At 65.4% G+C, this 11,375-nt stretch carries 9 protein-coding genes and 1 pseudogene; 6 read left to right on the top strand and 4 right to left on the bottom strand.

What is annotated here, in order from left to right; genetic code table 11:
• The 3 genes and pseudogenes from D3872_RS21755 to D3872_RS21745 form a co-directional block, all read left to right on the top strand.
• Positions 1-310 (top strand): annotated as a pseudogene (locus D3872_RS21755) (hypothetical protein); the annotation flags it as partial.
• Positions 311-502: 192 nt separating this feature from the next.
• Complete coding sequence (locus tag D3872_RS21750; RefSeq protein ID WP_119809001.1) at positions 503-1,369, top strand: tyrosine-type recombinase/integrase; 867 nt, start codon at positions 503-505, stop codon at positions 1,367-1,369.
• An 8-nt stretch (positions 1,370-1,377) separates the two neighbouring features.
• Complete coding sequence (locus tag D3872_RS21745) at positions 1,378-2,559, top strand: IS91 family transposase (protein WP_119809002.1); 1,182 nt, start codon at positions 1,378-1,380, stop codon at positions 2,557-2,559.
• 429 nt (positions 2,560-2,988) lie between these two features.
• On the opposite strand, the gene glxR is transcribed toward D3872_RS21745, so the two are convergent.
• From glxR to D3872_RS21725, 4 genes are read right to left on the bottom strand one after another with little or no spacing between them, the layout of a single operon-like run.
• A complete protein-coding gene (gene glxR / locus D3872_RS21740; protein WP_119812752.1) occupies positions 2,989-3,870 on the bottom strand; it encodes a 2-hydroxy-3-oxopropionate reductase in 882 nt (293 codons plus the stop codon).
• Between the two features lie 28 nt (positions 3,871-3,898).
• Positions 3,899-5,725, bottom strand: a complete 1,827-nt coding sequence (locus tag D3872_RS21735; protein ID WP_119812751.1) for a glycoside hydrolase family 28 protein — start codon at positions 5,723-5,725, stop codon at positions 3,899-3,901.
• Positions 5,726-5,784: 59 nt separating this feature from the next.
• Positions 5,785-6,996, bottom strand: coding sequence for a DUF4861 family protein (locus tag D3872_RS21730; RefSeq protein WP_119812750.1), 1,212 nt, complete (start codon positions 6,994-6,996; stop codon positions 5,785-5,787).
• Between the two features lie 24 nt (positions 6,997-7,020).
• Complete coding sequence (locus tag D3872_RS21725) at positions 7,021-8,421, bottom strand: glycoside hydrolase family 88/105 protein (RefSeq protein WP_229459463.1); 1,401 nt, start codon at positions 8,419-8,421, stop codon at positions 7,021-7,023.
• Between the two features lie 188 nt (positions 8,422-8,609).
• On the opposite strand from D3872_RS21725, the gene D3872_RS21720 reads away from it, so the two are divergent.
• From D3872_RS21720 to D3872_RS21710, 3 genes are read left to right on the top strand one after another with little or no spacing between them, the layout of a single operon-like run.
• Positions 8,610-9,428 carry an NAD-dependent epimerase/dehydratase family protein gene (locus D3872_RS21720; RefSeq protein WP_119812749.1) on the top strand — a complete coding sequence of 273 codons (819 nt, stop codon included), beginning with the start codon at positions 8,610-8,612 and terminating at the stop codon, positions 9,426-9,428.
• Between the two features lie 7 nt (positions 9,429-9,435).
• Positions 9,436-10,344, top strand: coding sequence for an aldose 1-epimerase (locus tag D3872_RS21715; RefSeq protein ID WP_119812748.1), 909 nt, complete (start codon positions 9,436-9,438; stop codon positions 10,342-10,344).
• Positions 10,341-11,375, top strand: a complete 1,035-nt coding sequence (locus tag D3872_RS21710) for an alpha/beta hydrolase (protein WP_119812747.1) — start codon at positions 10,341-10,343, stop codon at positions 11,373-11,375. Before D3872_RS21715 ends, D3872_RS21710 begins: the two co-directional genes overlap by 4 nt.

Here is an 11,375-nt window from a genome sequence, read left to right as displayed (position 1 = left end):
GCACTCTGATACCTTCTTCGGCGAAGTCTCGAGAAGTAGTACGAGCAAGACGGCGCTCGACATGTACGACTTTCTTATGGAGACCTACTCCAAGTCGACAAAGGCGAAACTGCTTGAGTTTCTGGCCGCCGCACCGGACATTGTCCAGTTGGCCGCGCTCGATCAACCCGCACTGGCAAGCGTGTACTGTGAACGCCTTGCGACGCACCTTTTCGCTAAGGCGGGGCCAACACTCGGGCCTGTGCTGCAGACCAAGTGGCGAGGCTCTCCTCCGGCGCCCAACAAGCGTATGGACGAAGCAGAACGCTAGCGTCCCCGTTTCAGGCAGGCAACTTGGTCTCGCGACCGGCTCCTATGGGTCGAAGGACTAAACCGCTCGCGCGGTAGTTGGGCTTCGGCGCTGCCGGCGGGTCGTCGTCGACAGGGGTTTCTGATGCAATTCTAAACTGTTTCCTATGTTGGTTAATGAGGCAATCGGCCTCATTCCAACAGGAGCAGCATCATGACTCAAGCCATCACCCCGCTGCGCCAACGCATGATCGACGACATGCGGATGCGCAAGCTCGCACCCAAGACCCAATCGGCCTACCTGCTGCACGTGCGGCGGCTGGCCGCCTTCCTGGGCCGCCCGCCCGACACCGCCACGAGCGAGGATCTGCGCTTGTTCCAATTGCACCTGGTCGAACAAGGCTTCACGTCGAACGCCCTGAACGTGACGATCACCGGATTGAAGTTCTTTTTCGAAGTCACCGTCCACCATCCCGAACTGATGGCCAGGATGCATCCCGTACCGGTTCCCCGCAAACTTCCCCAAGTGCTCAGTCGGGACGAAGCCGCGCGCCTGATCGCCTCGGCGTGCAGTCCCAAGTACCGGGCGGCATTGTCGGTCGCCTACGGCGCCGGCCTGCGCGCAAGCGAAGTGGTCGGGCTCAAGGTGACCGATGTCGACAGCGGGCGCATGGTCTTGCGCGTGGAACAAGGCAAGGGGCACAAGGACCGGTACGCCATGCTGTCGCCGGCGCTGCTCGACTGCCTGCGTGCCTGGTGGAGGACGGCACGTGCCGAAGGCAAGATCCTGCACGGCGGCTGGTTGTTCCCCGGACAGAATCCCGTCGACCCGCTCGGCGTACGGCAGCTGAACCGCGCCATCCACGCCGCCGCCGACCTGGCGCGCATCGACAAGCGCGTGTCCATGCACATCTTGCGCCACAGCTTCGCCACCCATCTGCTGGAGCAGAAGGTCGACATCCGGGTGATCCAGACCCTGCTCGGCCACAAGCGGCTCGACACGACCGCGCTGTACGCCCAGGTCGCCACCGATCTATTGCGCGAAGTAATCAGCCCGCTCGACACCTTGCAGCCGGCATAGGGGGCGCCATGGAGCACCCCGACCTGGAGGTCGCGGACATCTTCCGCGCCCACGGTCCGGCCTGGCGACAAGCCCAACGCGGACACCTGAGCCTGGGCCAGCTCAAGGTCATGTCGGCCATCGAGCAGTGTCGCAGCGCGGCGCTGGGCGGGCACGCGCTGCGCTGCGACACCTGCGAACACGTCGACATCGCCTACAACTCCTGCCGCAATCGCCACTGCCCGAAGTGCCAGGCCGGCGCCGCGCGCCGCTGGCTTGAAGCGCGCCGCAACGAATTGCTGCCGGTCGAGTACTATCATGTCGTCTTCACCCTGCCGGCGACGGTCGCCGCGCTCGCCTGGCACAACAAAAGCGTACTCTACCGACTGCTGTTCGAGCTCGCGGCGCAGACGCTGTGTACCATCGCCGCAGATCCCAAGCACCTGGGCGCGCGCATCGGCGCCACACTGGTGCTGCACACGTGGGGTTCGGCGCTGACCCACCATCCCCATGTGCACGGCATCGTCCCCGGCGGCGGCCTGTCGCAGGACGGCGAGCGCTGGGTCGCCTGCAGGCGGGGATTCTTCCTGCCGGTGCGCGTGCTCTCGCGCTTGTTCCGGCGGCGCTTCCTCGAAGCGCTGGGCGCGGCCCATCGCGCCGGCCAGTTACGTTTCCTCGGCGAGCATGCGGCACTGACGGAACCGACCGCCTTCGCGCGCTGGATGGCGCCGCTGCGGCGTTGCGAGTGGGTGGTCTACGCCAAACGTCCGTTCGCCGGGCCCGAGGCGGTGCTGGCCTACCTGTCCCGCTACACGCATCGAGTCGCAATCTCGAACCGGCGGCTTGTCGCCATGGACGAGCGCGGCGTGACATTTCGTTGGAAGGACTACCGTGCCAAGGATCAGATGCACAAGACGATGACGCTCGGCGCCGACGAGTTCATGCGCCGGTTCCTGCTGCATGTCCTGCCCAGCGGCTTCCACCGGATCCGGCACTACGGGCTGTTCGCCAACGCGGGACGCAAGGCCAACCTGGCCAGGGCGCGCGCATTACTGCGCGTCCCGGCGCCCGCCGTCGACACACAGCCTGTCGAGCGCAATTCGACGATGTTCATTTGCCGGCACTGCGGCGCGCCGATGGCGATCACCGCCATCTTCTTGCCGATCAAAGCAATTCAGGCACCAGCACGGCACCAGGGAGCACCTCCATGAGCGACAACGACAACATAGGCTTGCGCCACAAGCGCGTCGACCGTCGGCCAAAACCGATGCGGAGCTCCTTTGCCTGTCCTGCCGCAGCGTCTCAATTTCAATCGATTAACCACCGAACAGGCGACGCCCCCCGTGACCGTTTCAGGTCTTATATACGCCATCGATGCCAACTCGCCCGCTCCAACTGGCACCTTCCCAGCCAACGGCGCCGGTCAAATCGCCATAGCCTATGACAAAGGCTGACGACAACTAAACTTCCCGCGGTTTCCTCCTTCGGGGCTTGCCCAACGCCGGCCGGGAACGCTTGCGCGCATCAATTCAGGTCTGTGGAAGCGGCCGACATCGGACAACCCTTAACGATAGCGGACGTCTGCTGCCAGTCAGTCAAAACTGACTGGCATTTTTGTTGAGTACGCGCCTTGTATTAACTCAGGCGATATCGTGGTTAGCCATGATTTCGAGCGCACGGCACAAAGCCGAATGGTCGAGGCCCGCCATCTCGTGCGCGGCGCACGCTTGCATCAACTGCGACGCGGTCGCGGTGTTGGGCAGCGCGACACCAAGGGCTTTCGCTCCCTGCAGCGCCAGGTTCAGGTCCTTCTGGTGCAGCTCGATCCGGAAGCCGGGCTGGAAGGTACGCTTGATCATGCGTTCGCCATGCACCTCCAGGATGCGCGAAGCCGCGAAGCCGCCCATCAGCGCCTGCCGCACCTTGGCTGGATCGGCGCCCGCCTTGGACGCGAACAGCAGCGCTTCCGACACCGCCTGGATGTTCAGCGCGACGATGATCTGGTTGGCCACCTTGGTGGTCTGCCCGTCGCCGTTGCCGCCTACCAGCGTGATGTTCTTCCCCATCAGATCGAACAGTGGCCTGGCCGCTTCGAATGCCTGCTCCGGGCCGCCGACCATGATGGTCAGCGTTGCCGCCTTGGCGCCCACTTCGCCGCCCGATACCGGCGCGTCGAGGTAGTCGCAGCCGAGCGCGTTGATGCGTTGCGCGAATTCCTTAGTGGCGATCGGCGAGATCGAGCTCATGTCGATCACGGTCTTGCCGGCCGAGAGTCCGGCCGCAACGCCATCGGCGCCGAACAGTACTTCTTCCACCTGCGGCGTATCGGGCACCATCAGGATGATGACGTCAGCCCCGCGTGCGACGTCGGCTACCGTGGCGCACAGGGTGGCGCCGCTTTCGACGATATCGCCAGGCACGCTGGGGCGGTCCTGCACCAGCAGCTGGTGGCCTCCGTCCTGCAGGTTGCGCGCCATCGGGTGGCCCATGATCCCAAGGCCGATAAATCCAATCTTTGCCATATTGTTTCTCCTGTTAGGTGGTAGTGGCTTATGCCGGGAGGGTGGTTGAATAGCGCTTGCCGGCGATGGTGACCTTATCCAGCGTCAGCCCGCGCACGTTGTGCAGGAACCAGGGCTGGCTGGCGTTGCGCGGTGTGCCGAAGTCGCAGTCGGCGATGGTGATGCCTGACAGCGGCAGCACCGGAACGCCTGCCGGCCCGTTATAGCTGGACGCCACTGGACCAAGGATGACCATCGCCTGGTAGCACGAGAAGCTTCCGTCCGGAGTGGTGGCGTTACCCACCTTGATGCCCGAGATGTGCACGTTCGATACCATCGGGGGCCGCGTGCGCACGCTGTCGTCGGCCGGCGCGTAGTCGCAGTCGATGGTGATCACGCCGCCCGCGCTGGATGCGACTGAGTTCGGTTGGATGGCCGAACCTGGCAACGGCTTGTAGAACGCCGGGGTGGTCTGCACGCCGTTCGGGATCGACACGTTGCGCACGTAGAAATTCCGGAGATAGCCGCCGCGGTTCATGTTGGTCTTCATGCGGATCGCGATGTTGAGCGCATCGGTGGCCCAGAACACGTTGCGGAACTCGAGGTTCTGCGCATACACGTTCTCGATACCGCCCGCCATCTCGCTGCCCAGGGTGACGGCGCCGTGGCCGCTGTTCATGACCGAGTTCTGGATCACGACATTGCGCGTCGGCCCGAACTGGGTGTCGCGGTTCTTGCCCGACTTGATCGCGATGCAGTCGTCGCCGCTGTTGAAGGTGCAGCCGTCCACCAGCACGGTATCGCACGACTCCGGATCGAAGCCGTCGCTGTTCGGGCCCATGCTGTCCAGGTTGACGCCCTTGATGTGGACGTAGCGGCTGTTGACCGGATGGTGCATCCAGAACGGTGCGCCATTCAGCGTGTATCCCTGCATCAGGACATTGGTGCAGCTGATGAATTCGACCATGCACGGCCGCAGGTAGTGCCCATGCCCGAAGATGCGGCGCGACACCGGCACGCCCGCTTCGGACAGCACCGGCAGGTAGCGCGAGTCGCTGCGCCAGCGGTCGCCTTCGCCCCGGACCAGTGCGCGGTCGGCCGCCAGCATGGTTGGAGCGAGCGCATCCAGCGACGCCGGGTTGCGCGGGTTGACCACGATCTCGGACATCCGGCCCGCTTCCTTGTGCCGGCCTTTCCAGTCCCACCACGAGTCCTTGAAGCCGCCCTCGAACGGCACGCCGCCCTGGCCGTTGAGGATGCTGGTCCAGTCCTCGCCGGTGATGGCGATGTTGTCCTGGCCGTAGGCGTACACCATCGGCGAGTAGTTCAGGCAGTCGTTGCCCTGCCAGCGCGACAGCACCAGCTTGCCGTGCGGGCCGCAATCGAAGTCGCCGTACTTCGCGAAGTCATCGGGATTGGCGCTGAAATAGACCTGGGCGCCGGCAGCGAGGTGCACGTTGACGTTCGAGCGCAGCACGATAGGGCCCTTGCAGTACCAGCTGCCCTCGGGGATCAGCACGCGCCCTCCGCCCGCCGCATGGCAGGCCGCGATCGCCGCGGCGATCGCCGGGTAGCAGTCGGTGGAGCCGGGTGCCGGCGTGTCGAGCGTGCCGTTGACCTGCGACGCGACCTGGCCGCTGACCTTAACGAGCTTGCATGGCGCGGCGCCGTACGAGGTGATCGTGAAGTCGTGCTTGCGGAAAGCAAGCGGTATTGCGAAGCGGTCGATGATCGCCTGCGCCTGCTGCCACGGATCGGCGGGCGTGGTGGCGGCGGCCAGCGCCTGTTGCGAGGAGGCGGCTGGAAGCAGGGCTGCGGCGGAGGTCGCTTGCAGCAGGGAGCGGCGGCGCAGGTTGACTCGGGAAACAGGACTCATGAGAACTCCAAAAAACCAGGGACAGGGGCGGCGCCGCCAGGGCGCCGCTGTTTGTCATGTCAGTGTGCCAGGCGCACCCGCACCGGGTTGCGCGCGCGGGCGGCGGCCGCCGTTACGTGGGCCTTCCACGCATCCTCCGAAGTCACCCGGCCGGCGCGGTCCCATGCAGCGCCCAGGTAGTAGCGCAGCGGATTGCCGGACGTGACCGGGGCCAGCACGAGGTGGTTCAGCGGGTCCTCCGCGAATCCGCTGGCGGCCGGCAGCACGACCGCCACGCCCATCGCGCCGTTGCTCGCCTGCTGCACCCACTGGATCAGCGAAGGATCCTGCTGGTCCTGCGTCAGCGCCAGCTTTGGATCCTGCTTCTTGTCCGATGGGGTCTTGTTGAGGCCAACCGCAACGGTCAGCTGCGCCGGACCGGCAAAGGTGAAAGTACTGTCGACCTGGTCGAACTGGTGGCCGGCATCGACGGTGAAGCGCTTGACTTCCGATACCTGGGTGCCGGCGGCGTCCCAGCTGTCGTACGAAAGTTCGAACACCGCGCGCACCGGACCATTGGCCAGTATCTTCCACGACTTGTAGTTAACGCTGGTGTACAGCGCTTTTCCGTCCCAGATGCCGGTGCCGCCGGCGCCACGCGACTTGCCGACGTTGTACATGTCCATGCCTTCGCCCTGGTCCTCGTGGTAGTGGTCGTGGCCCTTGTTGTACCAGCGGTCGACCACCGGGTAGTCGACCCGCTTGAACCAGATATCCAGGCCGCTGGTCACCAGCACTTCCTTACCGCTGCCAGGCGCTGCGGGCGCGCCAAGCGCCGGGCCGTAGGTGCGGTGCGCCACCAGGTCGTTCTCCCACGCGAAGTCGTCCAGCCGCTCGGGCACATGGCGGGCGAATGCCTTGACGGGGAAGGGGGGCGCCAGCGTGCCGGACTTCTCCACACTGAAGGTGGCGGATTTTTCGCCGGGGGCGAAGCTGTGCTGGAACAGCAGTTCGCCGTAGGCGAGGCCGGCGCGCTTCGGATCCTTCGACAGCGGCGCCACATTCGTCACCTGGTGCGGCAGCACGCGCCCGGAGGCGTCCTTCACCACCAGCTTCTGGATCAGCGCGCCGGGCAGGGCGCGGTTGACCTCGGACCAGGGGATGGAAATGGTCTCGGAAGGGCGCGCCATGTCGAGGTCGTGGTTGGCCGTGATGGACAGCCTGTCGGCGGCACAGGCGAGCGATGGCGCGAGGAGGGCGATGGCGCCAAGGCGCAGGAATTGTGCATTCATCTTGTTCGGTCTTCGCAAAAGGACTTAGTGATGTTCGCGGTAGTCGGTCTGGCCGCCCTTGGGTACGTAATGGTAGGTGCGCACGCGGTGCTCGATGTCGAATGCCGGGTTGCCCATCAATTTGATCATCTCGGCGCCGGCCAGCAGCGTCGGGCCGTAGCCATGCAGCGCAGCGGTGCTGGTCGGGCGATTGTAGTAATACACCTGGTCGCTGGCGAAGGTGGTGCCGACGCAGGTTCCTTCGACCTGGCCCTTGTCGTTGATGCGGGTCGAGAGCCCGGCCCAGCCGGCCTGCGCGATCGAGCCGTAGGTGGCGGGGTTGACCCAGCCCTGGTTGACCGCGTGTGCAATCACATACACGAACATCGCGCTGGCCGAGGTCTCGAGGTACGAGTCGTTACGGTCGATCATCTGGTGCCAAAGGCCGGTACCGGACTGCAGCTCGGCGATGCCGCGCAAGGTCTTGCGCAACTGGTCCAGTACTTTCGGATAGCCAGGATGGTCCTTCGGCAGCACGTCGAGCAGGTCGGACATGGTCAGCACCGCCCACCCGTTGGCGCGCGCCCAGTAGAAGCGTGGCGCGTCCGGGTTGTTGGCGTTCCAGCCGTGGGTGTAGATGCCCAGCTGCGGATTGAACATGTAGGCGGACATCTGCAGCACGTTCTTTACCGCGTCGTCGAAATAGGCGCGGTCGCCCGTCATGCGGCCCAGCTCCGCCAGGGCCGGGACGCCCATGTACATGTCGTCCGCCCACAGCGATGAGGCCTGCGGACGTTGGCGCGCCAGCGTGCCGTCGGCCAGGCGATACTGCTGCTTCGATACCCATTTGCCGCAGGTGGCGATCATGGCCGACAGGTCCGGACCGACACCCGCCTGGCGCGCGCGCATCATCGCCGCGCACATCGAGCCGGCGTCGTCCAGCGAGCGCGGGTCGAGGAAGCGCGAGAAGCTGTTCTTGCGTGCGAGCTTGAAACGGTCTTCCTGCGCGCGGAAGTAGGGCATCTTGTCGGCAAAGAACTGGAAGTGGCGCGCCGTGAAATCGGTGAAGCGCTTGTCGCCGGTGGCTTCGCGTGCCTTGAGCATGCCGGCGTGGACCACGCCCATCTCGTACACCGTGATGCCAAAATCGCTGTGGCTGGCCGCCAGCACCGCATCGGCCACCGGCGTGCGGAAGTCGGTGACCGGCGTGCCGTCGCCGCGCACCACGCGGCTGGGCGTCGATTCCTCCATGTAGCCGCGGATGCGCTGCAGCGCGGCCGCGATCTCGGACACCACCGGCTTCTTGTACGGAACCGGGTAAGTCCCTTCGCCCGGATCGTCCTTGCTCTTGTTGTCGGGATTGCGGTACGGGCCTTCGGCGTGCGCTGCGCCGATCAGGAGGGCGCACGCAGCGGCGGCAGCCAGCAGTCTGGAGGGTAGTTTCACGGTTGTCTCGGTTTTGTTGATGGGTGTAATTTGGTCAGGCCATTTTAATGTGGTCGGGCCAAATGTGCAAGGTGGACTAGCCGATTGTGCTTTTTCTATGGCATACTGGGATCAACGCGGGCCACTTCCGGCGTGAGCCCGGCGCAGCCATATCCAACTCTTTTTTGAACCTGACAGGGAAGATCCAGATGACTCAAACCGTACAGAAACCATTCAAACGGATCCTGCTGACCGGCGCGGCCGGCGGCTTGGGCAAGGTCCTGCGCGACCGCGTCAAGCCGTGGGCCGAAGTGGTTCGCCTTTCCGACGTGGCCGGCATGGGCGAGGCGCGCGCGGGCGAGGAAATCGTCAAGTGCGACCTGGCCGACAAGGCCGCCGTGCTGGCCCTGATGGAAGGCGTCGACGTGGTACTTCACTTCGGCGGCATCTCTACCGAAGCGCCGTTCGAAGCGATCATGCAGGCCAATATCCTGGGTGTGGCCAACCTTTACGAGGCGGTCAACAAGGCGGGCGTCAAGCGCGTGGTGTTCGCCAGCTCGAACCACGCGATCGGCTACTACCGCACGACCGACACGGTCGACGCCAGCATGCCGACCCGCCCGGACAGCATGTACGGCATCAGCAAGTGCTTCGGCGAGTCGATGTCGCGCTACTACTACGACCGCTTCGGCATCGAGACCGTCTGCATCCGCATCGGCTCAAGCTTCCCGGAGCCGATCAACAAGCGCATGATGACCACCTACTTCAGCTATGACGACCTGGTCGAGATGCTGCGCTGCTCGCTGTTCGCGCCGCGCGTGGGCCACACCATCATCATGGGCCAGTCGGACAATGCCAGCACCTGGTGGGACAACCGCTATGCGAGCCACCTGGGCTACAAGGCGAAGGACAGTTCGGCCAAATTCGCGCACCTGTTCCCGGACAGCGCCGGGTATCCGGAAAGGGACGACGTTACGACCATCTACCAGGGTGGCAAATTCCTGCTCGACGGTCCCCAGTACCGTTAAACCGGTCATGCAGGTCATCTCCTTGCGCAACGCGCGTTTGCATGCCGAGGTGCTGCCCTCGGCCGCGGGCGGCCTGGCACGCCTCGACTGGATTGCGGACGGCCCGGCGCAGCCGGTATTGCGGGCGCTGGACATCGCGCCTGGCGCCGCGCCGCCGACCACGTCGCAACTGGCCTGTTTTCCGCTGGTGCCGTGGTCTAACCGGATCGGCGGCGGCGGTTTCACGTTCGCCGGCCGCCATGTGGCGCTCAGCCCGAACCGGCGCGGCGAACCGTGTCCGATCCATGGCGACGGCTGGCAGCATCCCTGGACCGTGCAGGCACAGTCGCCGACGGGAGTGAGCCTGTGCCTGGACCGGCGCGGCGGCACGCCGTTTTCGTATCACGCGCAGCTGCGCTATGTTTTGGTGGAGGCCGGGCTGCGAGTGTCGCTGCAGGTGACCAATGCGGGCAATACCGCCTTGCCTTTCGGGCTGGGCCTGCACCCCTGGTTCGAGCGCAGCGCGGGCGTCACGTTGCGCGCCCGTGCCCGCCGCGCGTGGTCGCGCGGTTCAGGCGGCCTGCCGCTCGACGAAATCGCGCTGCCGGTCGATTGGGACTTCAGCGCCGCGCGCGGCTTGCCGCAGGACGGTGTCGATAACGCATTTTCAGGCTGGGACGGCAAGGCCGAGATCGAATGGCCCGAGACCAGCATCCGCCTGGGAATCCGTGCCGACATGGGCTATTACATCCTGTACGCGCCGCCAGGCGCGAACTTCTTCTGCTTCGAGCCGGTGGACCACGCGATCAATGCCCATAACCTCGTGGGTGGCGCAGCCGGCAACGGGCTTACTGTGCTTGCGCCCGGCCAGAGCCTGCAGCGCCAGGTGACGTTCAACGTGAGCCGCGCGGAGCGGCAAGGCGGGTTTCCAGCATGAGCCCATCGGATTCCGCCCGCGCGCTCGGCGCCATGTACGCGGTGCTGGCGCTGGCGCCGGTCTGCGCGCAGGCGGCTGCCCCGGCGCCTGCCGCGGACAGTTACACCGCCGCGACCACATACAAGAAACTGGTGCGGGAGTATCCCTTCATTCGCATCGCCAGCCGGGAGGTCCCGGCATCGGTGGAAGCGGTCCGGAACATTACTTACGCCAGCCATGGGCAGCGCGGCTTGCAGATCGACCTGTACCTGCCCGCCGAACGTGGCGGGAAGGCGGTTCCGGCGATCGTGTTCGTGCATGGTGGCGGCTGGCGCAGCGGCGTACGCGACAACTTCGCGCCGATGGCCATTCGCATGGCCGAACGCGGCTACGCGGCTGCCACCGTCAGCTACCGGCTGTCGCCCGAAGCCCGGTATCCCGCCGCCATTCATGACGTCAAGGCGGCGGTACGCTGGATGCGCGCCAATGCGCAGCGCTACGGCGTCGACGCCGGCAAGATTGCGGTCGGCGGCGGCTCGGCGGGCGGCCAGATCGCCAGCCTGGTTGGCGTCACCAACGATTTAGGCCGCTTCGACCCGGGTTCGGCGCAACAGGGCGCCGTTTCGAGCGCGGTGCAGGCCATCGTCAATATCGACGGGCTGTCCGACTTCACATCGGAGGAAGCGCGCAAGTACGAGGACGACCCGGCCAAGCAGCCATCGTCGGCCGGCGCCTGGTTCGGCGGCCGCTATGCTGAGAAAGAGGCCTTGTGGCGCGAGGCCTCCCCCATTTCGCACGTCACCGCGAAAACGCCGCCTGTCCTGTTCATCGGCAGCGGGCAGGCGCGCTTCAGCGTGGGACGCGAAGCGATCGTCGAAAAGATGACCGCGCTCGGCGTCCCAAGCCGCGTGGTCCTGCTGCCCGGAACCCCGCACAGTTTCTGGCTGTTCGATCCGTGGCTCGAACCGACCGTGGAAGCGACGGCCGCTTTCCTCGACCATCATTTCAGGCAGGCGGCCCAGCCGCGCTCCATGCCGACTACTTCAGGGTGA

Source organism: Massilia cavernae (genome assembly GCF_003590855.1).
In the GTDB taxonomy this organism is placed as follows: domain Bacteria; phylum Pseudomonadota; class Gammaproteobacteria; order Burkholderiales; family Burkholderiaceae_D; genus Telluria_A; species Telluria_A cavernae.
The sequence above is the reverse complement of the archived record's forward strand: the minus strand, read 5'-3'. Positions and strand labels throughout refer to the sequence as shown.

Coding starts and splice junctions, on each gene's coding strand:
- D3872_RS21750 (WP_119809001.1), top strand. CDS start 503: ATGACTCAAGCCATCACCCCGCTGCGCCAACGCATGATCGACGACATG.
- D3872_RS21745 (WP_119809002.1), top strand. CDS start 1,378: ATGGAGCACCCCGACCTGGAGGTCGCGGACATCTTCCGCGCCCACGGT.
- glxR (WP_119812752.1), bottom strand. CDS start 3,870: ATGGCAAAGATTGGATTTATCGGCCTTGGGATCATGGGCCACCCGATG.
- D3872_RS21735 (WP_119812751.1), bottom strand. CDS start 5,725: ATGAGTCCTGTTTCCCGAGTCAACCTGCGCCGCCGCTCCCTGCTGCAA.
- D3872_RS21730 (WP_119812750.1), bottom strand. CDS start 6,996: ATGAATGCACAATTCCTGCGCCTTGGCGCCATCGCCCTCCTCGCGCCA.
- D3872_RS21720 (WP_119812749.1), top strand. CDS start 8,610: ATGACTCAAACCGTACAGAAACCATTCAAACGGATCCTGCTGACCGGC.
- D3872_RS21715 (WP_119812748.1), top strand. CDS start 9,436: ATGCAGGTCATCTCCTTGCGCAACGCGCGTTTGCATGCCGAGGTGCTG.
- D3872_RS21710 (WP_119812747.1), top strand. CDS start 10,341: ATGAGCCCATCGGATTCCGCCCGCGCGCTCGGCGCCATGTACGCGGTG.